The organism is Streptomyces sp. NPDC046379 (assembly GCF_055587785.1).
In genome coordinates this window covers 177,791-201,293 of the sequence record NZ_JBVJFP010000006.1, presented here as the reverse complement: position 1 = coordinate 201,293, position 23,503 = coordinate 177,791, and the positions used below count along the sequence as shown (strand labels likewise).

Sequence of the window (23,503 nt, the reverse complement as noted above, 5' to 3'; positions counted from 1 at the left end):
ATTATTTGTGCACACGTCCATGGAGCGCCTCATGAGCGGGCAGGACCCCACCGGCGCCGTCGAGATCGACACCAGCCGGCCGCATCCCGCGCGGATGTACGACTGGTATCTCGGCGGCAAGGACAACTACCCCGTCGACGAGGAGATGGGCCGTCAGATGCTCGCGCTCGAACCGCGCGTGCCGGTGATGGCGCGGGTCAACCGGGCGTTCATGCACCGGGCCACGCGGTGGCTGGCCCGCAACGGCGTGACGCAGTTCCTCGACATCGGCACCGGCATACCGACCGAGCCCAACCTGCATCAGGTCGCCCAGGAGGTCGCCCCCGCGGCGCGCGTCGTCTACTGCGACAACGACCCCATCGTGCTGGCCCACGCGGCGGCCCTGCTGCGCAGCACGCCCGAGGGCGTCACCGAGTACCTCCAGGCGGACGTCCGCGACCCCGACGCCATCATCGAGGGCGCCCGGAAGATCCTCGACCTCTCCCGGCCTGTGGCCCTCTCGCTGATCGCGCTGCTGCACTTCGTCCCCGACGAGGACGGCGCGCACGAGCTGGTCGCCCGGCTGCTCGCCGAACTGCCCTCCGGCAGCCACCTGGTGATGACCCACGCCACCGCCGACTTCACTCCGGAGGAGTCCGCGGCGGCGACCGAGAAGCTCAAGGCGGCGGGCGTCACCCTGGCCCTGCGCTCCCGCGACGAGTTCGCCCGCTTCTTCACCGGCCTGGAACTGGTCGACCCCGGCGTCGCCGTGGTGCCCGACTGGCATCCCGAGCTGGGGGAGCCGGTGCCGGGGCAGGAGGACGGGGTCATTCCGGGGTACGGGGCGGTGGGGCGCAAGCCCTGACCGGCCGTTGGTTGTGACCGGGCGCGGGTTGTGACCGGCCGCGGCCCTGTCCGACCGTGAGGCCGCCGGGCGGGCGTTCGGCGCGTTCGGCAGCGCAGCGGCCTGGCGTCCTGCGCGGCGGTGTGGGCGTTCGGCGCGCCGGTCGGTTGCGCTCAGCGCGGTGGCAGCACCTCGCACAGGGCGTCCAGCGCCGCGCCGTACGCGTGTTCCGACGGGGTCGCGTATCCGACGACCAGGCCGTCCTGGGCGGGCATGTCCGTCTCGGGGTGCCGGAAGGCGGACAGGCCGTCGACGGCGACGCCCCGCCAGGCGGCGGCCTTCACGGCGGAGCGCTCGGTGCCGGGCGGCAGCCGCAGCAGCGCGTGCAGGCCGGCCGCCACACCGGTCACCGCGATGTGCGGCGCCCGTTCGGCGAGCGCCGCGACGAGCCGGTCCCGGCGCGCGCGGTAATGCTGCCGCATACGCCGCACATGACGGTCGTACGACCCCCGGGAGACGAAGTCGGCGAGGGCGAGCTGGTCCAGGACGCTCGCCCACCCCTCCCGGTCGCCCTTCGCCGCGAGCACGCCCCCGACGCAGCGTTCCGGCAGTACCAGCCACCCCAGCCGCAGCGCCGGTGACAGGCTCTTGCTCACCGAGCCGATGTAGACCACGCGCTCCGGGTCGAGCCCCTGCACCGCCCCGACGGGCTTTCGGTCGTAGCGGAACTCGCCGTCGTAGTCGTCCTCCAGCACCACACCGTCCCGCGCGCGGGCCCAGTCCACGACGGCCGCGCGGCGCGCCGGTCCGAGCGGGCCGCCGGTCGGGAACTGGTGCGCCGGCGTGAGCAGCACCGCCCGCTCGCGCGCCAGCGCGTCGACGCGCGCCCCCTCCTCGTCCAAGGGCAGCGGCGCCGTCCGCACCCCCGCCGTCGCCAGCAGCTCCCGGTGAAAGCCCAGCCCGTACGCCTCCACCGCCAGCGGCCCGCTCAGCACCCCGCCCGCGCCCTGACCGCACAGCAGCCGCAGCGCGTGAGCGAAGCCGGAGCAGATCACGATCCGGTCCGGTTCCGTCCGCACGCCCCGCGCGCGGGCGAGATACCCGGCGAGCGCCTCCCTCAGCTCGCGCCGGCCCGCGGGATCGCCGGGCCCGAACACCTCGTTCGGCGCCTGCGCCAGCGCACGCCGGTAGGACGTCAGCCACGCCGCGCGCGGGAACGACGACGCGTCCGGTGTGCCCTGGCGCAGATCGTGCCGCGGCCCCCGCGCCCGAGGCGGGGCGCCTGCGGTCGTCCGGGCCGCGGACCTCGGCGGCTCGGCCCGGTCGGCGACCCGCGTGCCCGACCCCTGGCGGGCGGTGAGCCAGCCCTCCGCGACCAGCTCCGCGTACGCGTCGGCGACCGTGTTGCGGGCGACACCGAGATCCGCGGCGAGTGAACGGTACGGCGGCAGCCGCGTGCCGGGCGCCAACCGGCCGCTGCGCACCGCCTCTCGCAGCGCCCGGGTGAGCGCGGCGCGCCGGCCGCCCGGCCCGGACAGCTCCAGCAGCAGGTCGGCCCCGATCCGCTCCGCGTAATTGACCCACGATTCCGCCATGGAAGCGCACCCTACAGACGGTCTTCGCCGACCGTAGGTTGAGGGACATGACGACGCAGACCACGCAGATGACTCAGACGACGTACACGACGGACACGACGCTCACCACCCGCACGCCAGGCACCCGGACGCCCGCCGACCGCCCCGCCCGCCCGGAGTCCGGCCGTTCCGAGTCAGGCCGTCCCGAGTCCGCCCGTCTGGACTTCGCCCGGTCCGCGCCCGGCGCCTTCAAGGCCCTCATCGGCTTCGACGCCGCCGCCCGCGCGAGCGTCGACCCCGCTCTCGTCGAGCTGATCCAGATCCGCTCGTCGCACCTGAACCACTGCGCCTACTGCCTCCACATGCACACCAACGACGCCCGCACGGCCGGCGAGAGCGAGGACCGGCTGCACATGGTGCCCCTGTGGCGCGAGGCGCGGCACTTCTTCACCGAGCGGGAGCAGGCCGCCCTGGCCCTGACCGAGGCGGTCACCCTGGTGGCCGACGGCGGCGTCCCTGACGACGTCTACGCCGAGGCCGCCGCGCGGTTCGACGCCACGGAGCTGGCCCACGTACTGGCCGTGATCCTCGCCATCAACACCTGGAACCGGATCGCCCTGACGACGGCGAAGACGGCGGGCACGGACCAGCGCCGACCCGAGCCTTCGCACCCCCGCTCCGGTCATGGCGGTCGCGCCGGCCGTGGCGGTCATGGCAGTCGTGGTTGATCAGACCGACATCGGCCGGTCGTACGGCCCGATGGGCGCCGGCAGCCGCGAGGAGCCCGTCAGCCGGCGGTCCACGGCCGCCGCCACCGCCCGTCCCTCCGCGATCGCCCACACGATCAGCGACTGTCCCCGCGCGGCGTCTCCCGCCGCGAACACGCCGGGGACGTTGGTCGCGAAATCCGCGTCCCGCACGATCGTGCCGCGCGGTTCCAGCTCAAGCCCCAGCTGGTCGATCAGGCCGTCGCCCCGGTCCGGCCCCGAGAAACCCAGCGCGAGCAGCACCAGATCGGCGGGCAGCGTCCGCTCGGTGCCGGACACCGGCTGCCGCCTCGCGTCCACCTCGACGAGGTGCAGCGCCCGCACATGTCCCTCGTCGTCGCCGGTGAAGCGCAGCGTCGACGCCGCGAACAGCCGCGCGTCGGCGTCCGCCGCCGGGGCCGTCCGCAGATCGCGGGCCTCTTCGTGCGCGGCCGACAACCGGTAGATCCTCGGATACGTCGGCCACGGGTCGACGTCCTCGTCGCGTTCCGTGCCCGGCTGGGCGTAGATGTCCAGCTGCGTCACGGACGCGGCGCCCTCCCGCACCGCCGTGCCAAGACAGTCCGCCCCGGTGTCGCCGCCCCCGACGATCACCACGTGCTTCCCGGCCGCCGACAGCGGGGACACCGCCAAGTCGCCCTCGCACACCCGGTTGGCCGGCGGCAGGTACTCCATCGCCTGATGCACCCCGGCCAGCTCCCGCCCCGGCACGGCCAGTTCACGCCAGGCGGTCGCCCCCGTCGCGATCACCACCGCGTCGTACCGCGCCCGCAGCTCCGCCGCCCCGATGTCCCGCCCGACCGCCGTCGACGTGCGGAACTTCGTCCCCTCGGCGCGCATCTGCTCCAGCCGCCGGTCCAGATGGTGCTTCTCCATCTTGAACTCGGGGATGCCGTACCGCATCAGCCCGCCCAGCCGGTCGTCCTTCTCGTACACCGCCACGGTGTGCCCGGCACGCGTCAACTGCTGCGCCGCCGCCAGCCCCGTGGGCCCCGACCCGATCACGGCGACCGTCCGCCCGCTCAGTCGCTCCGGCGGGCGCGGGACGGTGAAACCCTCCTCCCAGGCGCGGTCGGCGATGGCGCATTCGACGTTCTTGATGGTCACCGCCGGCTGGTTGATGGCGAGTACACAGCCCGCCTCGCACGGCGCCGGGCACAGACGGCCCGTGAACTCCGGGAAGTTGTTCGTGGCGTGCAGCCGGTCGCTCGCCGCCCGCCAGTCCTCGCGGGCCACCAGGCCGTTCCACTCGGGGATGAGATTGCCCAGCGGACAGGCGTCGTGGCAGAACGGGATGCCGCAGTCCATGCACCGGTCCGCCTGCTCGTCGATGATGGGCAGCAGCGCCCCGGGAACGTAGACCTCGTTCCAGTCCCGTACCCGTTCCCCGACCGGCCGACGGGGCCAGTCCTGGCGGGGAGTGGTCATGAAACCCTTGGGATCGGCCATGGCCGGCTTCCTTGCGTACGCGTACGACAGCCCGTACGTCATCGGCGGCGCTCTTCCCGCCACGATACGTCGGGTCGCGCGGGGGCGCAGGGGTGCGCGCGGGGACAGGTGGGTCCTACGCGGGGCGCGGGCTGGGCGTGGGCGGAGGGTGGGTAGGGCGGGCGGGGGAGTGGGAGCGGGTGCGCACGGGACGGGTCCGGTCCGGCGTCCGTCGCCCTGGACGCACTCAGGCCAGCGCCAGGACGAACGCCAGCGCCGCGCCGGCCGAGGCGACCGTGCGGACGTGGTTCCACGCCGTCCACCCACGCACGTAGGCCGGCCAGTAGGCGTCCGCCTCCGGTGTACCCGCGTCCAGCTCCTGCAGCGCCTCGTTGCGCGGCACGTTCGCGAACACCGTGACGCCGAACGAACCGAACAGATACAGTGCGCTGCCCACCAGCAGCTCCGCCGTCCCCTCCTCCGGCCACAGCACGAACGTCACCACGCCGATGAGCACGCTCAGCAGCGCCGACCCCATGAACACCGCCATGAACGCCGGACGCACCGCCGCCACGTTCACCGCCTTCATCGCGGCCACGCCCTGCTCCGCGGGCAACGACGCCAGGCCCCGCATCACGAAGGTCGAGAACGCGCAGAAGACCCCGGCCACCAGCCCGGTCCCGAGCACTCCCAGCAGGACCAGCACGAAATACGGCCCGTCGATCATGTGCTTCTCATCTCCCCGTCCATTCCGGCCCGCGCCCTCTCGGCCCCGCCACCCCGCCCGGCTCCGGAACTCCATGCCCGGCAACGGCACCGCCGGTGACTGAGGGGACAGGGCTTCGCCACCCTCGCAGCACCTTCTCCACCGACGCCGCGATGCTCCGCCGCGCCTCGTGCCGCGGCACCCCGCTCATCAGCAGCCGGTCGTACGGCGTGTCGACGTGGCGTACGGACGCCGCCACCGCCGAGGTCACCGCGCTCTCGGTGAGCGCGCGCCCCGCCGCGCTCCGGCCGACCCTACCGCTGCCCCGCTCCGAGGTGTGCGCGGCGATCTCCCGCGCCCGCTCGGCCGGACACCCCGGGAACAAACGCCGTATCTCCGCCGCGAACGCGTCCGCGAACCGGACGTCCTGCACCGCCCGGCGCCGCGCGTCCCGCACCCTGCGCCGCCGCCGCGCCTCCGCGTCCGCCAGACAGCGCTCCTCGGCCCGCGCGAGCCCCGCCTCCTCGACCAGGACACCCTGCCGCTCGTACCGCCCGTGACGTCGGTTGAACCGCACCACCACTGCCGACAGCGCGCTCTCCTCCCGCGACCGCCGGGTCAGCGCGGTGTCCCCTCGCGGCAGGAACACCAGGTGCCCGAGGTCGGCGCAGTCGAGGCAGCGCGGCGAACCCTCCTCCAGGACCAGCATCGGCAGCGGACCGCGCCGGCAGCCGGCGCAGCGCTTCCGCTTCAGCGGCTGGACGACCACGAGCGACGTGGAAGGAACGGGAGTCACCGGTGCGGTGGGCGGCGCCATGTCCGGTTCATGCCCGCCGCCGCGGTCGATCCACGCCTCTCGCCGGCCGGGACGGCGCGGCATCATGGCCGTGTGCGACTCGAAGCGATCACCTGGGAGCGGCTCGGCGACCGGCTTGCCGAGCGGCTGCTCGATCTGAAGCCGGCGGACGGCAGCTCCTGGCCGCGTATCGCCTTCGACGGCGCCCCGGCCGCCCGCCCCGGCGATCTCGCCCGGCTCGTCCACGAAGCGCTGCGCGTACGCGGTCGCTCTTCGCTGGTCGTCGGCGCCGAGGGGTTCCTGCGTCCGGCGTCCCTGCGCCTGGAACACGGTCGCCGGGACGTGGACGCCTATTACGACGGCTGGTTCGACACCGGCGCGCTGTGGCGCGAGGTGTTCGGCCCTCTCGAACCCGGCGGCGACGGACGCGTTCTGCCCGACCTGCTCGACCCCGTCACCGACCGCGCCACCCGCAGCCCGTACGTCCAACTCCCGCCTGGTGGTTGCTTGTTGTTGCACGGGCCCCTCCTTCTGCGGCACTGGTTCCCCTTCGACCTGACCGTCCACGTCCTCCTCTCCCCGGGCGCGCTGCGCCGGCGCACACCCGAGGCCGAGCACTGGACCCTCCCCGCCTTCGAGCGCTACGCCGACGAGAGCGACCCCGCCGGCACGGCCGGCGTCCTGGTCCGCGCCGACGACCCGCGCCGCCCGGCGTGGAACGGCTGAGCCCGTCCTCCGCGGCATCGTCACCGACCGCGACATCGTCGTCGGCTGCGTGAACGCGCCCGGCCGGCCTGATCAGCGAGGCCGGACCTCGCCGGGAACCTGACGGAGGACCAGGTCGGGGCAAGGCCCGGCGGGTCTACGCCGACGCCCCCGGACGCCGACCCCCGTCGGCGGTCGTCCTCACAGCCAGCCGTTGCGCCGGAAGCCGCGGTACAGCACCAGGCAGGCCGCGGATATGACGCCGATGACCATGGCGTAGCCGTACCGCCAGTGCAGCTCCGGCATGTGTTCGAAGTTCATGCCGTACATCCCGCAGACCATCGTCGGCACGGCGACGATCGCCGCCCATGCCGTGATCTTCCGCATGTCCTCGTTCTGCGCCACGGTGACCTGGGCGAGGTGTGCCTGAAGGATCGAGTTGAGCAACTCGTCGAAGGCGGCGATCTGCTCCGCGGCCCGCTGCAGATGGTCGGACACGTCCCGGAAGTAGGCCTGTATCTGCGGCTCCACCACCCGCATCGGCCGGTCGGCGAGATCGAGCAGCGGCCGGCCGAGCGGGACCACCGCCCGCTTCAGCTCCAGCAGCTCCCGCTTGAGCTGGTAGATGCGGCCGGGGTCGGCCCGCGCGCCGTTCTCCGCGAAGACGTCCGTCTCCACCTGCTCTATGTCCTCGTGCACCGCGTCGATGACGCTGAGGTACTCGTCGACCACATGGTCGGCGACCGCGTGCAGCACCGCGGACGGGCCCTTGGCCAGCTGGTCGGGGTCGGATTCCAGCTCCTCCCGCAGCGGGCCCAGCGAACCGTGCCGCCCGTGCCTCACGGTGATCACGAAATCCGGGCCGACGAACACCATGATCTCCCCGGTGTCCACCACCTCGCTGGTGGCCGTCAGCACCTCGTGCTCGACGTAGCAGACCGTCTTGAACACGGCGAACAGCGTCTCGCCGTACCGCTCAACCTTCGGCCGCTGGTGCGCCTCGACCGTGTCCTCGACCGCCAGCGGGTGCAGGTCGAACAGCTCGGCGATGCCCGCGAACTCCCGGGTCGTCGGCTCATGGAGCCCCAGCCAGACGAAACCGTCACCGCCCTTGCGGACCTGACGCACCGTCTCCACCAGGTCACCCCCGACGGGCAGGCGCGCCCCTTCCTCGTAGGCCACGCAGTTGACCACGGAGGAGCCCAGCGGCGAACGGGCGGGGTGGCTCAGGTCGACGCGCCGGCGCCGCCGGGCCAGCCGTGCGACTCTGCGCAGGCCGCCGACCGTGCCGAGGCTCGTCACCTTCCGCAGATTCCCTGCCATGGACATCTCTGGATCTCCTCGCGTGGACCCCTTCGCGCCGCATCTCCGCGCCTGTCGCGCCAGTGTGCCAGGACGGCACGGTGACCGGGGAAGCCTGTGGATAACGCGCATCGCGGCAGGTTCCGGGCTGTGGACAACGGCAGTTCACAGGGCGCCCAGGCTGCGGGAACGCCTCGTTCGGAGCGTCACCCGTGCTTGACAAGTCGGATAAATGGGATGATCGCGGCATGACGCTCACCGACGGGTATCTCCTCGACAACCGGCAGGCCGGGGCGAGAGAACGCCTCGACGCCCTTGCCGCCCTCTTCGATCCCACGACCTTCCGGCACTTCGAAGCGTTCGGCGTCGGACCCGGCTGGCGCTGCTGGGAGGTCGGCGCGAGCGGCGCCTCCGTGGTGTCCTGGCTGGCCAAGCGAGTCGGCCCCACCGGCAAGGTCGTCGCCACCAACACCGACGTCTCCTGCATCACCGCCCCCGCCCGGCCCCCGGTGGAGGTGCGGATTCACGACATCGCCGCGCACCGGCCGCCGGGGGAGGGCTTCGACCTGGTCCACGCCCGGCTGAGCCTGACCGATGTGTCGGACCGCGCACGGACGCTGCGGACGATGACCGAAGCGCTGCGCCCGGGCGGACGACTTCTGGTCGAGGACACCGACCTCGGCCTCCAGCCCCTCGTCTGCCCGGACGAGCACGGGCCCGAGCAGCAGATGGCGAACCGGCTGCGCAAGGGCGTCGGCCGGCTCCTCGCCAGTCGTGGCGTGGACCTGACCCAGGGCCGCCGACTGCCGCGGCTGCTGCGCGCCGCCGGACTGCGGCGCGTGGAGGCCGACGTCCATTTCCCGCTCTCCGCGCCGGCCTGCGCCGCGCTGGAGACCGCGACGATCCGCCAGGTCCGCGGCGAACTCGTCGCCGAGGGGTTCGCCGCCGAGGCGGACATCGACCGGCACCTGGCCAACATCGCCTCCGGCACGCTGGACCTGGCCGCCGTCCCGGTGATCTCGGCCTGGGGGCGCAAGCCGTAACCGGCCGCCGGCCGCGGCGGGGCACAGGGCACAGCGGTCACCAGCGGTCGTCGGGCACGCGTTCGGCAGTGGGTCGCGGGCGCGACGAACGCCGGACGTGGCGGCGCGCGGCCTCTCACTCCCGGACCGGCGACCCGTCGTCCGCCGGCGGTCTTCCGTCCGTCGGTGGCCTGCCGCCCACACGTTCGACGGCCCGCGCCCCCGCACGGCACCCCTGCACGGCCGCCGCCTCCGGCTCCGCGCCGCCGAGCAGTGCGGCGAGAAACGCGCCGGTGAACGCGTCGCCGGCGCCCGTGGTGTCCCGCGGCGCGGCCGGTACGCCGCGGACCCGGGCGGACACCGTGCCGCTCCGGGCGACCAGCGCCCCCTCGGGGCCCTGCTTGGCGACGACCAGCGGAACGTGTCGGCTCAGCTTCGCCGCCGCGTCCCGCGCGCCCGGCAGCCCGGTGAGCAGACAGGCCTCGTCCCGGCTGGGCAGCAGCACGTCGACCCCCTCCACCAACGCCAGGAACCGGTCCACGCCCAGAGTGCTGAGGAAGCCGGCCGACGCCGGATCCAGGCTCACCCGCACCCCGCGTGAGCGCGCCGCCGCCACCGCCGTCGGCACCAGTGCCCGGCCCGGCGCGGAGAACAGCAGATAGCCGGACAGATGGAGCCACCCGACGCCGTCCAACAGCGCGTTCGACCAGTCGCCGGGATCGAGCCGCAGCGAGGCGCCGCTGTCGGTAAGGAACGTCCGCTCCGCCGCAGCGCCCGCGTCGACCAGGCAGATCACCGTCCCGGTCGGCGCCTCGGGGTCGACGACCAGCAAGGGACGCACCCCGGCGGCGGTCAGCGCCCGTTCGTGCCACCGCGCCGCGTCCGCGCCGACCCGACCGAGCAGCCGTACGTCCGGCCACCCCCAGTGGGAGGCCCAGCAGGCGACGTTGGCGCCCGCCCCGCCGGGCAGGGTCACGATCTGGGCGGCCGTGTCGGTGCCCGCCGCCAGCGGGCCCCGGTGCCGGGCCACGACGTCCGTGATCACGTCCCCGACGACCAGCAGCGCCGTGCCGTCGTCCCCGGCGCGCGGGCCGCCGGGCACGGGCTCGCTCACGCCCCGGCCCAGGCCGCCGCGATCCGCGCCGCCAGCCGTACGTTGCCCCGCACCGCCGCGAGGTTCGCGCTCAGCGAGGCCCCGTCGGTGTGCCGCACCAGATGGTCCAGCAGGAACGGCGTGACGGCCTGGCCCGTGACGCCCCGTTCCTCGCAGGCGCGCAGGGCGTCGGCCAGGACACGCGCGTGCAGCTCGGGGTCCAGCTGCTCGGCCTGCGGGACCGGGTTCGCCACGATCAGCGCCGACTCGGGCACCCCGAGCGCGTCCTGCGCCCGCATGACGTCCGCCACCTGCTCCGGGCTGTCCAGCGTCCAGTCGACCGGATTACCCGAGTCCGACAGGTAGAAGCCGGGGAAGCGGTCCGTGCCGTAACCGGCCACCGCGACGCCCAGCGTCTCCAGCCGCTGCAGTGTCGCCGGCACGTCGAGGATCGACTTCACGCCCGCGCAGACCACCGTGATCCGGGTGCGCGCCAGCAGGCCCAGGTCGGCCGACTCGTCCTGCGTCACCGTCCACTGCCGGTGCACCCCGCCGAGACCGCCCGTGGCGAACACCCGTATGCCCGCCAGCGCCGCGAGCAGCGCCGTCGCGGACACCGTGGTCGCCCCGCTCGCCCCGGCGGCCACCGCGAGCGGCAGGTCACGGTGGCCCAGCTTGCGGATGCCGTCCTCGGAGGCGATCCGCTCCAGCTGCTCCTTGTCCAGGCCGACCAGGGGACGCCCGTCCAGCACGGCGATCGTCGCCGGTACGGCGCCCTCCCGCCGTACCGCCTCCTCCAGCTCCAGCGCCACCCGCAGATTGCGGGGCCGCGGCAGCCCGTGCGCGATGATCGTCGACTCCAGGGCCACCACGGGCCGCCTCGCGCGGACCGCCTCCCGCACCTCTTCGGACACCACCAGCGTCACTGCGCCCCGCCTCCCGTCTGTGCCGTTCTCCCTCATCCCTGGCGGGCGGCGGGCGCCGCCAAACCCCCGTTCCGGCTCCGGCAGGTCAGAACAGCGGCTGGGGCAGCACGCCCTCCAGGGCCAGCAGCTTCCGCTTCGTCTCCACACCGCCGCCGAACCCGCCGATGCCACCGTCGCTCTCCACCACCCGGTGACACGGCACCACCAGCGGCAGCGGATTGGCCCCCATGGCCATGCCCACCGCCTGGGCGCCCCCCGGCCGGCCCACCCGCCCCGCCAGGTCGCCGTACCCGACGACCGTTCCATAGGGCACACCGGACGCCAGCTCGCGCAGCACCTGCCGGTTGAAGCCCGAGATCAGCGACCAGTCCAGCGGCAGCCCGAAGTCCCGCAGCTCACCCGCCAGGTAGGCCTCGACCTGGCGTATCGCCTCGGCCAGCACGGGAAAGCCGGGCGACTCGACCGGCTCGGCGCCCAGCCGCGACGCCAGCCGCTCCAGCGCCCTGTCCCGTATCCCGTCCGTGGCGTGGAAGACGACGTTGACCAAGCCCTCGCTGGTCGCGGCCAGCAGCAGCGGACCGATGCCGCCGCCGACGACGGCCCACGCGACCCGCTGCTCCCCGTGTCCATGGCTGTCCATGCGCCCACCGTAGGGCCCGCCACTGACAACGCCTCCGGCCGGCCCGGGGCCCGCCCGCAGGACAGGGCTTCACCGGTGCGGCACAAGTGGGGCCGGTCGGTGTTTCTTTGCCGGAAAGTCGTTCGACCATACCCGCGCGAGTCATACTCTCCCTCAACCCTGGCCGCTCGTGCGGACCTGGGACGGGGGTGCGTTTCGGGGATTCCGGTACGGAAGAGGGCGGAAGGGCAGCCGCGCATGCAAGGCACGGTCGACGGATTCAGCTACGGCCTCGTCACACCTCTGGTGGCCTATGTCATGGCCTGCCTCGGCGGCGCCCTGGGGCTGCGCTGCACCACCCGGTCCATGCTCGTGGCCGGCTCCTGGCGCCCCGGCTGGTTGGCCCTCGGCTCGGCCGCGATCGGCTCCGGCATCTGGACCATGCACTTCATCGCCATGATGGGGTTCACCGTCAGGGAGGCGCCGATCCACTACGACAAACCGATCACCTACGCCAGCCTGGCCGTCGCCGTCGTCATGGTGGGCATCGGAATCTTCATCGTCGGCTACAAGGGCGCCAGCGGCACAGCCCTGTTCACGGGTGGCACGATCACCGGTCTCGGCATCGCGTCCATGCACTACCTGGGCATGGCCGGCCTGGAACTGAACGGCCGACTCGAGTACAACACCTTCACCGTCGCCGCCTCCGTCGTCATCGCCATGGCCGCCGCCACCGCCGCCCTGTGGGCCGCCGGGCAGGTCAAGGGGCCTCTGTGGAGCATCGGAGCCAGCCTCGTCATGGGGCTCGCGGTCAGCGGCATGCACTACACGGGCATGGCCGCCCTCAGCGTCCACCTGCACGGCGCCGCCGACACGTCCACCGGCGACACGCCCGCCGCCCTGCTCGCCCCCATGCTGATCGGGCCGGTCGCCTTCCTCTGCCTGGCCGGTGTGGTCGTGCTCTTCGACCCGCAGATGGTCACGGGCACACCCGAGTGGTCCCGACCCGAGCGCGAGCCCGGCGTCCCGGCCCATCCGCCCGCCCGCCACCACGGCCGCCGCCCGCCCCTGCGCGCCCGCCGGCCCGTCCCGCACAGCCGCTCGAGGACGCCCCAGAACCGCTGACCGCGGCCCATTGTCAGTGGGGGGTCGTACGGTGGATGACATGCGGCCCGTTTCCCAGATCGAACGCACGGTGGCGCCCTTCGAGGTCGTCAGCCCCTACCAGCCGAGCGGCGACCAGCCGACGGCCATCGCCGACCTCGCCCGGCGCATCGAAGCAGGTGAGAAGGACGTCGTCCTGCTCGGCGCGACCGGCACCGGAAAGTCCGCCACCACCGCGTGGATGATCGAGAAGCTCCAGCGGCCCACCCTGGTGATGGCGCCGAACAAGACGCTGGCCGCCCAGCTGGCCAACGAATTCCGCGAGCTGCTGCCGAACAACGCGGTCGAATACTTCGTCTCGTACTACGACTACTACCAGCCCGAGGCATACGTCCCGCAGTCGGACACCTACATCGAGAAGGACTCCTCGATCAACGAGGAGGTCGAGCGGCTGCGCCACTCCGCGACCAACTCGCTGCTCACCCGCCGCGACGTCGTCGTGGTCGCCTCCGTCTCCTGCATCTACGGCCTCGGCACGCCCCAGGAGTACGTGGACCGCATGGTCCCGCTCAGGGTGGGCGACGAGATCGACCGGGACCAGCTGCTGCGCCGCTTCGTCGACATCCAGTACGCGCGCAACGACATGGCGTTCACCCGCGGCACCTTCCGGGTCCGCGGCGACACCATCGAGATCTTCCCCGTCTACGAGGAGCTCGCCGTCCGCATCGAGATGTTCGGCGACGAGATCGAGGCGCTCACCACCCTGCACCCGCTCACCGGCGAGATCATCAGCGACGAGCAGCAGCTCTACGTCTTCCCGGCCTCCCACTACGTCGCCGGACCCGAACGCATGGAGCGGGCCGTCAACGACATCGAGAAGGAACTGGGCGAGCGCCTCGCCGAACTGGAGAAGCAGGGCAAACTCCTGGAAGCCCAGCGGCTGCGGATGCGGACCACCTACGACATCGAGATGCTCCGCCAGATCGGCACCTGCTCCGGCGTGGAGAACTACTCGATGCACTTCGACGGCCGCCTCCCCGGTTCCCCGCCGAACACGCTGCTGGACTACTTCCCCGAGGACTTCCTGCTCGTCATCGACGAGTCGCACGTGACCGTGCCGCAGATCGGCGCGATGTACGAGGGCGACGCCTCCCGCAAGCGCACCCTGGTCGACCACGGCTTCCGGCTGCCCTCCGCCCTGGACAACCGGCCCCTGAAGTGGGAGGAGTTCCAGGAGCGCATCGGGCAGACGGTGTACCTGTCCGCGACCCCGGGCGCCTACGAGCTCTCCCGCGCGAACGGCGTCGTCGAGCAGATCATCCGGCCCACCGGCCTGGTCGACCCGCAGGTCGTCGTCAAGCCGACCGAGGGCCAGATCGACGACCTGGTGCACGAGATCCGCGCCCGGGTCGAGAAGGACGAGCGCGTCCTGGTCACCACGCTCACCAAGAAGATGGCCGAGGACCTCACCGACTACTTCCTGGAAATGGGCATCCAGGTCCGCTATCTGCACAGCGACGTGGACACCCTGCGCCGCGTGGAACTGCTGCGCGAACTGCGCTCCGGCGAGTACGACGTCCTGGTCGGCATCAACCTGCTGCGCGAGGGCCTCGACCTGCCCGAGGTGTCCCTCGTGGCGATCCTCGACGCCGACAAGGAGGGCTTCCTGCGGTCGGGCACCTCGCTGATCCAGACCATCGGCCGCGCGGCGCGCAACGTCTCCGGCGAGGTCCACATGTACGCCGACAAGATCACGCCGGCGATGGAGAAGGCCATCGACGAGACCAACCGGCGGCGCGAGAAGCAGGTCGCGTACAACAAGGCGCACGGCGTCGACCCGCAGCCGCTGCGCAAGAAGATCAACGACATCGTCGCCCAGATCGCCCGCGAGGAGATCGACACCGAGCAGCTGCTCGGCTCCGGCTTCCGGCAGTCGCGCAACGACGGCCGCGGCGGCAGGGCCCCGGTGCCGGCCCTCAAGGAACACGCGGTCAAGGGCGCGAAGGCCGCCAAGAAGGGCAGAGCCCAGGAGACGGCGCCGACCGACCGGCCGGCCGCCGAACTCGCCGCGCAGATCGAGGAACTGACCCAGCGCATGCGCGCCGCCGCCGCGGACCTCCAGTTCGAGATCGCGGCCCGGCTGCGCGACGAGGTGTCCGAGATGAAGAAGGAGCTGCGCCAGATGAAGGAGGCCGGGCTGGCCTGACGGGTCCCCCGGGGCCCCTGTGGCGGCCCCGGGAACGCGCTGTGTTGCAAGACCGACACAAAGTCCGGACCGGGGTACGGCACTGTCAGTGCCCGTGCGTAGGGTTCTGGTCATCCGCGGCATCGCGGCAACAGGGGAACGCTCGAGAGGGGAAACAGCGCGTGACCGTCAACATGACCAAGGGTCAGGCCATCAGTCTGCAGAAGAACGACGGAGGCAGCCTGACCGCGGTGCGCATGGGTCTCGGCTGGCAGGCGGCCCCGCGGCGTGGCCTGTTCGGTTCGCGGACCCGCGAGATCGACCTCGACGCCTCCGCGGTGCTGTTCGCGGACAAGCAGCCGGTCGACGTCGTCTTCTTCCGCCACTTGGTGAGCGACGACGGCTCGGTGCGCCACACCGGCGACAACCTCGTCGGCGGCGTCGGCCAGGGCGGCGACGACGAGGCCATCCTCGTCGACCTGCAGCGCCTGCCGGTCCACATCGACCAGATCGTCTTCACCGTGAACTCCTTCACGGGCCAGACGTTCCAGGAGGTGCAGAACGCGTTCTGCCGCCTCGTCGACGAGACCAACGGCCAGGAGCTCGCCCGTTACACGCTCGCGGGCGGCGGCGCCTACACGGCCCAGATCATGGCCAAGGTGCACCGCGTCGGGACCGGCTGGTCCATGACGGCCCTCGGCACCCCGGCCAACGGACGCACGTTCCAGGACCTGATGCCGTCCATCCTGCCGCACCTCTGACCCGGCGGGCCCGGGCGGGCGGTACATGACATCCCAGCGGTACACGACACCTTCACCACGCGACACGCGTACGCGATTCAGGGGGACCACGACGATGACGGCCGAGCTGGTGCGGGGCCAGAACCACCCGCTCTCCCAGTCCCGTCTCGAGATCCGCGTCTCGGCCGGTACGCCGATCGTGGCCGCGGCCACGATCGGCGACGAGCACGGAAAGGTCCACGGAGCGGAAGGGGTGGCCCATCCCGGAGTGCCCACCCTCCCCGGGCTCGAGGTGTCCCGGCAGGCGGCCGCCGACCACCGGCTGGCGGTCGACCTGGACGCCCTGCCGGAGGCCGTGCACCGCGTCCATGTGCTGCTCGCCCTGCCCACCGGCGCCTCGGGCGGTCCCGCCCGGTTCGGCGCCGTCGCCGCCCCCTTCGTCGCGGTCACCGGACTCGACGGCACCGAGGTGGCGACCTTCACCCTCACCGGACTGGAGGCCGAGACCGCCGTCGTCGCCCTGGAGCTGTACCGCAGACAGGGCGCCTGGAAGGTCCGCGCCGTCGGCCAGGGGTACGCCGGCGGCCTCGCCGAACTCCTCGCCGACCAGGGGCTGCCCGTCGCCGCCCAGCTCGCCGCCACCATCAACGACGCGGTGGCCCGGGGCCTCGCCCGCTCCGTCGCCGCGCCGCCGCCGCGCACCGCGGAGGGCGACCGCGCTCGCCGTACGGCCGCCCCGGCGCTCGGCGCCGACCAGAGCGGCGCCCATACCGCGCCGTACGGCGGCCGGACACCGCAGGCCGCCCCGGAACCCGCCACCGGCTACCCGGCGGAACCCACCACCGGCTACCCCGCCGACGCCACGCCCGTGGACCCCTCGGCGCGCACCCAGCCGTCCACGCCCACCGCGGGCGGCCCCGTCGACTACACCCACCCGCGCCGGCGCAACGCCGCCCCGCCGCCTCCGCCCACCGCGCCCCCGGCGGCGCCCGGGCAGCCCCGCCCGCCCGTCGCGGGTGACGCGACCGGCTGGTCCATGGAGGAGCGGCTCTACAACCAGGTGTGGGGCATGTTCGAGGACCTGGCCCGTGCCACGGCCGCCTACCGCAGCGCCGTCGACTTCGCCGAGTCCCGCATGGACAAGGAGCTGGAGCAGGTCCTCGCCGACCCGCGCAGCCGGATCGGCGGACAGGCGGACGCCGCCCGCGAGGCGGCCCGGGCCCGGCACGCCCAGCTCGTCGACCAGGCCCGCCAGGCCCTCGACCGCGACGTCGCCCAGCTCGCCGCCGAGGCCGGTGTCGTCGAACCCGTGCTGCCCGCGGCCTACGCACGCTGGGACAACCCGGTCTGGCACGGCTACCGGGTCCCCACCGAGATGCCCATGGCCCTGCGACTGGGCGATCTGCACCTGCCCGAATGCGCCCCGCTGCGCATACCGATGCTGGTCCGGCTGCCGCTGGAGCGCGGCCTGTGGATCGACAGCGGGCGGTCCGGTTCGTCCGACGGCGCCTTCCACGACTCGCACGACATGCGCCGCCTGGCGATGGAGTCGGCCGTTGCGCACACCGCCCGGCTGCTCGCCGCCCACCCGGCGGGCGATTTCGCCGTGCACGTCGTCGACCCGGCCGGGTCCGGCGCGCAGGCGCTGGCGCCGCTGGTGGGCACGGGCGTGCTCGCCGGTCCGCCGGCCGTCGGCGCCGCCGGCGTCGCGGACGTCCTGGCCCGGCTCACCCAGCGCGTCGACCTGGTGCAGATGGCGGTGCGGGCCGGTGCGGCCGACGCCCTGCCGCCGGACCTGGACATGGCCCAGCACCTGCTGGTGGTCAACGACTTCCCGCACGGCTTCGACGACCGGGCCGTGACCCAGCTGCGTTACCTCGCCGACGAGGGACCGGCCGTCGGCGTGCATCTGATGATGGTCGCCGACCGAGAGGACTCGGCGGGCTACGGCCCGCTGCTCGACCCGCTGTGGCGTTCGCTGCTGCGACTGACGCCCGTGCCCGAGGATCACCTCGCCGACCCCTGGGTGGGGCACGCCTGGACGTACGAGCCCTCGCTGGTGCCGCTCGGCAGCCAGGTGCTCCAGCAGGTGCTCGCCCAGGTCGCGGCGGCCCGTACCAAGCCCGCGTAAAGTCGCCCGACCAGGCGTTTTGGGTTTTCCTTTACCAAGCTCTTTACCTGTCCTTGGTGATTGGGGTACTGTTTTCCGTACGGAGGGGAGTACTCCCTGCCAACTGCGGCGTTCCCGTCAATACGGATCAGGCCAGATCCCGGGGCGCCGGCCCGAGTCCCGGGTGGAAGAGACCTCCGGCAGCGACGACGCTGACTGACCGTTTGCCGTTTCGAACTGCCGGAGGCGCAGTGGATGTTTCCGTGACCCTGTGGGTCCTGACCGTCGCAGGACTGGCCGCGCTCATCGCGGTCGACTTCTTCATCGGTCGCAAGCCGCACGACGTATCCATCAAGGAAGCCGGGATCTGGACCGTCGTCTGGATCGTCCTCGCCGGGCTCTTCGGGCTCGGCCTGCTCGTCTTCGGCGGCGGGCAGCCGGCCGGCGAGTTCTTCGCCGGCTTCATCACCGAGAAGTCGCTGAGCGTCGACAACCTCTTCGTCTTCGTACTGATCATGGCGAAGTTCGCGGTGCCCTCGCAGTACCAGCAGCGCGTCCTCCTCGTCGGCGTGCTCATAGCACTGGTGCTGCGGGCCATCTTCATCGCCGCCGGCGCCGCGATCATCGCCAGCTTCTCGTGGGTCTTCTACCTCTTCGGCGCCTTCCTGATCTGGACGGCGTGGAAGCTCATCCAGGAGGCCCGGGCCGAGGAGGAGGACGAGGAGTTCGAGGAGAACAAGCTCCTCAAGGCCGCAGAGCGCCGCTTCGGCGTCGCCGACCGGTACCACGGCACCAAGCTGTGGATCCGTGAGAACGGCAAGCGCGTCATGACGCCGATGCTCGTCGTGATGCTCGCCATCGGCAGCACGGACGTCCTCTTCGCCCTGGACTCCATACCGGCGATCTTCGGCCTGACGCAGGACCCGTACATCGTGTTCACCGCCAACGCGTTCGCGCTGATGGGCCTGAGGCAGCTGTACTTCCTCATCGGCGGCCTGCTGAAGAAGCTGGTCCACCTGTCGTACGGCCTGTCGATCATCCTCGGCTTCATCGGTGTCAAGCTGGTGCTGCACGCGCTGCACGAGTCCGGGGTCCATGTCCCGGAGATCAGCATCCCGGTCTCGCTCGGCGTGATCTGCGCCGTCCTGATCATCACCACGATCACCAGCCTGATCGCCTCCAAGAAGCAGGCGGAGGCCGAGGCGCGGGAGGCCGACGAGGGCGCGTCGAAGGACAGCGTGGACGTCTGACCGGCCGCGCGGAGGCCGGATCAGCCCGACGCGGCTGCCCCGGCCTCCGCCCCGGTTCCCGTCTCCGCCCCGGTTCCCGTCTCCGTTCCGGTTCCCGACTTCGCCGCGGCTTCCTTCGCCGGGAGGGTCTCGGGCAGCAGGGCGAAGCACGCCAGGCTGAGCAGCGCGATGCCGGTCAGATAGGCGCCGACGCCCCACGGCACCCGGCCGTCGCTCTGCTCGGCCAGGGCCGTCGCGGCGATCGGGGTGAGCGCGCCGCCGAAGACGCCACCGAGGTTGTAGCCCACGGCGGCGCCCGTGCAGCGCACCCGGGGCTCGTACAGCTCCGGCAGATAGGCGGCGATCACGGCGAACATGGTGATGAAGGCGATCAGCGCCACCACGAAGCCCAGGAACATGGCCAGAGGCGCTCCTGTCGACAGGAGGGCGATCATCGGGAACATCCACAGGGCCGCCGCCGCGCACCCGGCCAGACACAGGGGCCGACGGCCGTAGCGGTCGCCGAGCACTGCCGCCAGCGGGGTCAGCGCGCCCTTCACGACCACGGCGGCCATGATGCAGCTCAGCATCACGGTACGGCTCACGCCGAGCCGCTCCGTGGCGTAGGCGAGGGACCAGGTGGTCACCGCGTAGAAGATCGCGTACCCGGCGGCGAGCGCGCCCGCGGTCAGCAGGACCAGCCGCCAGTGGTGGCGCACGACCTCGGCGAGCGGCATCCGCGCATGGTCCTCGATCTCCAGGAAGCGGGGACTCTCGGCGAGCGACGAGCGCAGCCAGAGTCCCACCACCGCCAGCACGCCGGCCACCCAGAACGGCACCCGCCACCCCCACTGCGCGAACTGTGCCTCGGACAGCCCGGCCGACAGCGCGAGCATCAGCCCGTTGGCGAGGACGAACCCCACCGCGGGACCCACCTGCGGGAAGCTCGACCACAGCCCTCGCCGGCCCGGTGGCGCGTGCTCGACCGTGAGCAGGACGGCCCCGCCCCACTCACCGCCGAGCCCCAGCCCCTGCAGAAAGCGCAGCAAGAGCAGCAGCAGGGGCGCGGCCACCCCGATCGAGCCGTACGTCGGCAGGCATCCCACCAGGACGGTCGAGGCGCCCGTGAGCAGCAGGGAGGCGACCAGGACCGGACGCCGCCCCCGACGGTCCCCGAGGTGGCCGAAGAGCACCGACCCGAGCGGCCGGGCCACGAACCCGGCCGCGAACGTGCCGAAGGCGGCGAGCGTCCCCGCCAGCGGGGAGAACGTCGGGAAGAACAGCGGCCCCAGGATCAGCGCGGCGGCGGTCCCGTAGACGAAGAAGTCGTAGAACTCGATGGCCGTCCCGGCGAGCGAGGCGGCCGCGAGCCGCGGCATGGAGGGCGTCCTCACGGAGCGTACGTCGTGCATGCCGCGTCAACCACCCACGGTGAGCGCGGGTTACGGGGCGCGTGGAGGCGCGGCGGCCGTCAGTGGGTGACGGTGGTGCGCCGCGCCGGACCGTCGAGGCGGAGGGCGCCGCCGTGGGGGATGACGAGACGGGGGTCGGTGTGGCCGAGGCCCACGTCGAGGACCACGTGGGTGTCGGGGGCGTACGCCTGCAGCGCGCTCAGCACGGCTTCGCGCTGTTCGGCCGCGTAACGGGCCCCCTTCCGGAGTGCTGGGGCGCTCGAAGGAGCCGGTCCTGGCGCGGCCCGTGAGCAGCGCGGGAAAGCGCTGGGCCGGCCCGCGCCCGCCCCTGTTGCGCAGGGTGCGGAACACCTCGGCGGCGCCGGGCGTCTCCTCCGAGGTCTCCGGGAAGAGCACGAGTCGTGGCCGACGTCGTCCCACCGCCCGGCGGGCCGCAGGTCGTAGGGGCGGAGGGCCAACCCCAAGCCGGGGACGGCCGTCGCCGACGTGCGTGATAAACCGGGGGCGAGCAGCGGCCCCTGGCGGGCCGCCGACCCCGACCGGACCGGAGGAACCGTGCCCCGCACCCTGGCCAACGCCCCGATCATGATCCTCAACGGGCCCAACCTGAACCTGCTCGGGCAGCGCCAGCCGGAGATCTACGGCTCCGACACGCTCGCCGACGTCGAGGCCCTGTGCGCGAAGACCGCGGCGGCGCACGGCGGCACGGTGGACTTCCGTCAGTCCAACCACGAGGGGGAGCTGGTCGACTGGATCCACGAGGCGCGGCTCGGCCACTGCGGGATCGTCATCAACCCCGGCGCCTACTCGCACACGTCCATCGCCCTCCTGGACGCCCTCAACGCCTGCGACGGAATGCCGGTACTGGAGGTGCACATCTCCAACATCCACCGGCGGGAGGAGTTCCGGCACCACTCGTACGTCTCCCTGCGCGCCGACGGGGTCGTCGCGGGATGCGGGGTGCAGGGGTACGCGTTCGCGGTGGAGCGGGTCGCGGCGCTCGTGGGCGCCGCCCGGGCGCAGGCGTAGCGCCGGGCCGGTCGGGGCCCCGACCGGCCCGGCGCGAGTCGCCGAGTCGCCGAGTCGCCGAGCCGTCGACTCTCTGCGTCTTGCCGGGCCTCCGCGTCACGGAGTCACGGAGCATGTCGCCCGGGCCGCCGGCCGAGGGCGGGGATGATGGGACCGGCGGCCCGTTCCGCGCGGGCGCCGTCGTTCCGCGCGGGGCTGCCTCCAGTGGACCGCGCCGCCGTGGGCAAGGGGAGCGCGCGTCGAAGACGGGTGCGTGCGAAGTGTGCACACGGGGCGCGCGTCCGACGGCTCACGCCTCCCGGTCCGTTCTCTTCACACCCTTCGGCGTTCCGGCGCACTCCGCCGCGCCCCGACGTGCACGCGTTCACCACCCCCGCCCGTGCGGTTCGCCCCCCGCCCGTGCGGTTCGCCCCCCGCCCGTGCGGTCAGGGCCCCCGGTGCGTCCGGTCGCCGGCCCCGCGTCCGGATCACCACCCGCGAGCGTGCCACTCCGGCAGATGCGGGCGCTCCGCGCCGAGCGTGGTGTCGTCGCCGTGCCCGGGGTAGACCCAGGTCTCGTCCGGCAGCACGTCGAAGATCTTGGTCTCGACGTCGTGGATCAGGCTGGCGAACGCCTTCGGGTCCTTGTGCGTGTTGCCCACGCCGCCCGGGAACAGGCAATCGCCGGTGAACACGTGCGGATGGCCGTGCGGGTCGTCGTAGACCAGGGCGATCGAGCCCGGCGTGTGTCCGACGAGGTGGCGGGCGGTGAGTTCCACACGGCCCACGCGGATCACGTCCCCGTCGTCCACGAGGACGTCGGTCGGCACGGGGATGCCCTCGGCGTCCTCCCGGCCGGCGTACGTGCGTGCGCGGGTGGCGGCGACGACCTGCGCGAGGGCCTGCCAGTGGTCGGCGTGCCGGTGCGTGGTGACCACCGACGCGATGCCGTCGTCGCCGATCGTGCCCAGCAGGGCGTCCGCGTCGTTCGCGGCGTCGATCAGCAGCTGCTCGTCCGTGGCCCGGCAGCGCAGCAGATAGGCGTTGTTGTTCATCGGGCCGACCGCGATCTTGGTGATCATCAGGTCCTTGAGCTCGTGCACGTCGGCGGGGCCGCCGACGTGCACCTCTCCGCTGTAGGTCATGGACGCCAGCCTAGTCCCGGCAGGGCCCTGCCGAGGGGCGGTCGTCCGTCGGCTAGAGCGGGGGCAGCGCCGGCAGCGGGCCGCCCGTCACCGTCAGCCCCGAGCCCTCGCGGCGGCCGGCCAGCCAGCCCAGCAGGTCGGCCCGGCCGCCCGTGACGGTGACCGCGGGCTCCTGCGCGTCCCCTCCCGTGCTCCACGCGCGCGTGCCGTCCGTCAGACGGGTCGCGGGCACCTCCGGGTGCCCGGCGAACCGCTGCGCCAGGAAGTCGACGTACCGCTCGGTGAACTCGGCCGGCATGTCCTCCAGCTCGTAGCCGATCCCCAGGTCCACGTGGTGCAGCTCGATCTCCGCCCACCGCCGGAACGGCAGCCGGGACGCGGAGTCCCGCACGCCGCCCCGCAGCTCCAGCGTGCGCGACCAGTCGGCCGGGACCGCCGCCACCTGCTGGAGGCGCTCGGCGCTCTCCCGCACGTCGGCGAGCTGTGCGTCGAGGGGGCGGGGGGCGCCCGCCTCGATGTCGGCGTCGCGGGCCTCGGCGGAGACGTACATCGGACGGCCCTCGAGGACGTTCACCATGGCGTCGGCGTTGCGGGCGATGTGGGCGAGGACATGGCCACGGGTCCAGCCGGGCAGTCGTGACGGCTGCGTCACAGCGGCGTCGTCCAGTTTGCCGACCGCGGTGAGCAGCCGCTCGGTGGCGTCACGTACAGACGCCAGGTCATGCGCGTGATCAATCATGGTCCGACCCTAGTCCGCGCCACACCTCCGGGTGAAGATGGCCGACTCCCGCCGGTAATCGAATGCGCGT

General features: G+C 72.9%; 21 protein-coding genes and 1 pseudogene. 10 read left to right on the top strand and 12 right to left on the bottom strand.

Annotated features, from left to right (window positions below):
* The first annotated feature begins 31 nt into the window (after positions 1-31).
* Positions 32-844 (top strand): SAM-dependent methyltransferase, encoded by an 813-nt coding sequence (locus ACZ6KF_RS13570; protein ID WP_356636285.1) that lies wholly within the window; start codon positions 32-34, stop codon positions 842-844.
* 152 nt (positions 845-996) lie between these two features.
* On the opposite strand, the gene pdxR is transcribed toward ACZ6KF_RS13570, so the two are convergent.
* Positions 997-2,418, bottom strand: coding sequence for a MocR-like pyridoxine biosynthesis transcription factor PdxR (gene pdxR, locus ACZ6KF_RS13565; protein WP_469238488.1), 1,422 nt, complete (start codon positions 2,416-2,418; stop codon positions 997-999).
* Between the two features lie 47 nt (positions 2,419-2,465).
* Between pdxR and ACZ6KF_RS13560 the strand changes: the two genes are divergently transcribed.
* Complete coding sequence (locus tag ACZ6KF_RS13560) at positions 2,466-3,125, top strand: carboxymuconolactone decarboxylase family protein (protein WP_469238487.1); 660 nt, start codon at positions 2,466-2,468, stop codon at positions 3,123-3,125.
* Here ACZ6KF_RS13560 and ACZ6KF_RS13555 read toward each other — a convergent pair whose 3' ends face one another.
* From ACZ6KF_RS13555 to ACZ6KF_RS13545, 3 genes are all read right to left on the bottom strand, one after another.
* Positions 3,126-4,613, bottom strand: a complete 1,488-nt coding sequence (locus ACZ6KF_RS13555) for a glutamate synthase subunit beta (protein ID WP_356636279.1) — start codon at positions 4,611-4,613, stop codon at positions 3,126-3,128.
* A 226-nt stretch (positions 4,614-4,839) separates the two neighbouring features.
* Complete coding sequence (locus ACZ6KF_RS13550) at positions 4,840-5,319, bottom strand: anthrone oxygenase family protein (protein WP_469159785.1); 480 nt, start codon at positions 5,317-5,319, stop codon at positions 4,840-4,842.
* Between the two features lie 7 nt (positions 5,320-5,326).
* On the bottom strand, positions 5,327-6,115 hold the full coding sequence (locus ACZ6KF_RS13545) for a DUF2293 domain-containing protein (RefSeq protein ID WP_469175451.1): 789 nt from the start codon (positions 6,113-6,115) through the stop codon (positions 5,327-5,329).
* A gap of 72 nt (positions 6,116-6,187) precedes the next feature.
* Between ACZ6KF_RS13545 and ACZ6KF_RS13540 the strand changes: the two genes are divergently transcribed.
* Complete coding sequence (locus tag ACZ6KF_RS13540; protein ID WP_469238486.1) at positions 6,188-6,820, top strand: nucleoside/nucleotide kinase family protein; 633 nt, start codon at positions 6,188-6,190, stop codon at positions 6,818-6,820.
* A 180-nt stretch (positions 6,821-7,000) separates the two neighbouring features.
* Here the strand turns inward: ACZ6KF_RS13540 and ACZ6KF_RS13535 are convergent, their stop codons facing one another.
* A complete protein-coding gene (locus ACZ6KF_RS13535; RefSeq protein ID WP_356636272.1) occupies positions 7,001-8,128 on the bottom strand; it encodes a magnesium and cobalt transport protein CorA in 1,128 nt (375 codons plus the stop codon).
* 221 nt (positions 8,129-8,349) lie between these two features.
* Here ACZ6KF_RS13535 and ACZ6KF_RS13530 point away from each other — a divergent pair, with 221 nt between their 5' ends.
* On the top strand, positions 8,350-9,144 hold the full coding sequence (locus ACZ6KF_RS13530; protein WP_356636270.1) for a methyltransferase domain-containing protein: 795 nt from the start codon (positions 8,350-8,352) through the stop codon (positions 9,142-9,144).
* A gap of 115 nt (positions 9,145-9,259) precedes the next feature.
* Here the strand turns inward: ACZ6KF_RS13530 and ACZ6KF_RS13525 are convergent, their stop codons facing one another.
* From ACZ6KF_RS13525 to ACZ6KF_RS13515, 3 genes are all read right to left on the bottom strand, one after another.
* The gene (locus ACZ6KF_RS13525) at positions 9,260-10,237 is read right to left on the bottom strand and encodes a carbohydrate kinase family protein (RefSeq protein WP_469238485.1); all 978 of its coding nucleotides are present in this window, start codon (positions 10,235-10,237) and stop codon (positions 9,260-9,262) included.
* Complete coding sequence (locus ACZ6KF_RS13520) at positions 10,234-11,142, bottom strand: pseudouridine-5'-phosphate glycosidase (RefSeq protein WP_469238484.1); 909 nt, start codon at positions 11,140-11,142, stop codon at positions 10,234-10,236. The genes ACZ6KF_RS13525 and ACZ6KF_RS13520 overlap by 4 nt, the downstream gene beginning before the upstream one ends.
* An 85-nt stretch (positions 11,143-11,227) precedes the next feature.
* The gene (locus tag ACZ6KF_RS13515) at positions 11,228-11,782 is read right to left on the bottom strand and encodes a methylated-DNA--[protein]-cysteine S-methyltransferase (RefSeq protein WP_356636264.1); all 555 of its coding nucleotides are present in this window, start codon (positions 11,780-11,782) and stop codon (positions 11,228-11,230) included.
* Between the two features lie 237 nt (positions 11,783-12,019).
* On the opposite strand from ACZ6KF_RS13515, the gene ACZ6KF_RS13510 reads away from it, so the two are divergent.
* The 5 genes from ACZ6KF_RS13510 to ACZ6KF_RS13490 all read left to right on the top strand — a co-directional run bounded on the left by ACZ6KF_RS13510 (position 12,020) and on the right by ACZ6KF_RS13490 (position 19,150).
* Positions 12,020-12,886, top strand: coding sequence for an MHYT domain-containing protein (locus ACZ6KF_RS13510; protein WP_469238483.1), 867 nt, complete (start codon positions 12,020-12,022; stop codon positions 12,884-12,886).
* A 40-nt stretch (positions 12,887-12,926) separates the two neighbouring features.
* On the top strand, positions 12,927-15,071 hold the full coding sequence (uvrB, locus tag ACZ6KF_RS13505; RefSeq protein ID WP_469238482.1) for an excinuclease ABC subunit UvrB: 2,145 nt from the start codon (positions 12,927-12,929) through the stop codon (positions 15,069-15,071).
* 161 nt (positions 15,072-15,232) lie between these two features.
* Positions 15,233-15,811 carry a TerD family protein gene (locus ACZ6KF_RS13500; protein ID WP_356636258.1) on the top strand — a complete coding sequence of 193 codons (579 nt, stop codon included), beginning with the start codon at positions 15,233-15,235 and terminating at the stop codon, positions 15,809-15,811.
* Between the two features lie 94 nt (positions 15,812-15,905).
* Positions 15,906-17,921 carry a TerD family protein gene (locus ACZ6KF_RS13495; protein WP_469238481.1) on the top strand — a complete coding sequence of 672 codons (2,016 nt, stop codon included), beginning with the start codon at positions 15,906-15,908 and terminating at the stop codon, positions 17,919-17,921.
* Between the two features lie 230 nt (positions 17,922-18,151).
* Positions 18,152-19,150 (top strand): TerC/Alx family metal homeostasis membrane protein, encoded by a 999-nt coding sequence (locus ACZ6KF_RS13490; RefSeq protein WP_469238480.1) that lies wholly within the window; start codon positions 18,152-18,154, stop codon positions 19,148-19,150.
* Between the two features lie 20 nt (positions 19,151-19,170).
* On the opposite strand, the gene ACZ6KF_RS13485 is transcribed toward ACZ6KF_RS13490, so the two are convergent.
* Together ACZ6KF_RS13485 and ACZ6KF_RS13480 are read right to left on the bottom strand one after the other, a co-directional pair.
* Complete coding sequence (locus tag ACZ6KF_RS13485) at positions 19,171-20,508, bottom strand: MFS transporter (protein WP_469159793.1); 1,338 nt, start codon at positions 20,506-20,508, stop codon at positions 19,171-19,173.
* A 92-nt stretch (positions 20,509-20,600) separates the two neighbouring features.
* Positions 20,601-20,937 (bottom strand): annotated as a pseudogene (locus tag ACZ6KF_RS13480) (LD-carboxypeptidase); the annotation flags it as partial.
* A gap of 159 nt (positions 20,938-21,096) precedes the next feature.
* On the opposite strand from ACZ6KF_RS13480, the gene aroQ reads away from it, so the two are divergent.
* The gene (gene aroQ, locus ACZ6KF_RS13475) at positions 21,097-21,570 is read left to right on the top strand and encodes a type II 3-dehydroquinate dehydratase (RefSeq protein WP_356636250.1); all 474 of its coding nucleotides are present in this window, start codon (positions 21,097-21,099) and stop codon (positions 21,568-21,570) included.
* A 467-nt stretch (positions 21,571-22,037) separates the two neighbouring features.
* Here the strand turns inward: aroQ and ACZ6KF_RS13470 are convergent, their stop codons facing one another.
* Both ACZ6KF_RS13470 and ACZ6KF_RS13465 read right to left on the bottom strand, forming a co-directional pair.
* Positions 22,038-22,694, bottom strand: coding sequence for an MBL fold metallo-hydrolase (locus ACZ6KF_RS13470; protein ID WP_356635531.1), 657 nt, complete (start codon positions 22,692-22,694; stop codon positions 22,038-22,040).
* A 52-nt stretch (positions 22,695-22,746) separates the two neighbouring features.
* Complete coding sequence (locus ACZ6KF_RS13465) at positions 22,747-23,433, bottom strand: maleylpyruvate isomerase family mycothiol-dependent enzyme (protein WP_356635533.1); 687 nt, start codon at positions 23,431-23,433, stop codon at positions 22,747-22,749.
* Between the last annotated feature and the right edge of the window lie 70 nt (positions 23,434-23,503).

Coding starts and splice junctions, on each gene's coding strand:
- ACZ6KF_RS13570 (WP_356636285.1), top strand. CDS start 32: ATGAGCGGGCAGGACCCCACCGGCGCCGTCGAGATCGACACCAGCCGG.
- pdxR (WP_469238488.1), bottom strand. CDS start 2,418: ATGGCGGAATCGTGGGTCAATTACGCGGAGCGGATCGGGGCCGACCTG.
- ACZ6KF_RS13560 (WP_469238487.1), top strand. CDS start 2,466: ATGACGACGCAGACCACGCAGATGACTCAGACGACGTACACGACGGAC.
- ACZ6KF_RS13555 (WP_356636279.1), bottom strand. CDS start 4,613: ATGGCCGATCCCAAGGGTTTCATGACCACTCCCCGCCAGGACTGGCCC.
- ACZ6KF_RS13550 (WP_469159785.1), bottom strand. CDS start 5,319: ATGATCGACGGGCCGTATTTCGTGCTGGTCCTGCTGGGAGTGCTCGGG.
- ACZ6KF_RS13545 (WP_469175451.1), bottom strand. CDS start 6,115: ATGGCGCCGCCCACCGCACCGGTGACTCCCGTTCCTTCCACGTCGCTC.
- ACZ6KF_RS13535 (WP_356636272.1), bottom strand. CDS start 8,128: ATGTCCATGGCAGGGAATCTGCGGAAGGTGACGAGCCTCGGCACGGTC.
- ACZ6KF_RS13530 (WP_356636270.1), top strand. CDS start 8,350: ATGACGCTCACCGACGGGTATCTCCTCGACAACCGGCAGGCCGGGGCG.
- ACZ6KF_RS13515 (WP_356636264.1), bottom strand. CDS start 11,782: ATGGACAGCCATGGACACGGGGAGCAGCGGGTCGCGTGGGCCGTCGTC.
- ACZ6KF_RS13510 (WP_469238483.1), top strand. CDS start 12,020: ATGCAAGGCACGGTCGACGGATTCAGCTACGGCCTCGTCACACCTCTG.
- uvrB (WP_469238482.1), top strand. CDS start 12,927: ATGCGGCCCGTTTCCCAGATCGAACGCACGGTGGCGCCCTTCGAGGTC.
- ACZ6KF_RS13495 (WP_469238481.1), top strand. CDS start 15,906: ATGACGGCCGAGCTGGTGCGGGGCCAGAACCACCCGCTCTCCCAGTCC.
- ACZ6KF_RS13485 (WP_469159793.1), bottom strand. CDS start 20,508: ATGCCGCGGCTCGCGGCCGCCTCGCTCGCCGGGACGGCCATCGAGTTC.
- ACZ6KF_RS13470 (WP_356635531.1), bottom strand. CDS start 22,694: ATGACCTACAGCGGAGAGGTGCACGTCGGCGGCCCCGCCGACGTGCAC.
- ACZ6KF_RS13465 (WP_356635533.1), bottom strand. CDS start 23,433: ATGATTGATCACGCGCATGACCTGGCGTCTGTACGTGACGCCACCGAG.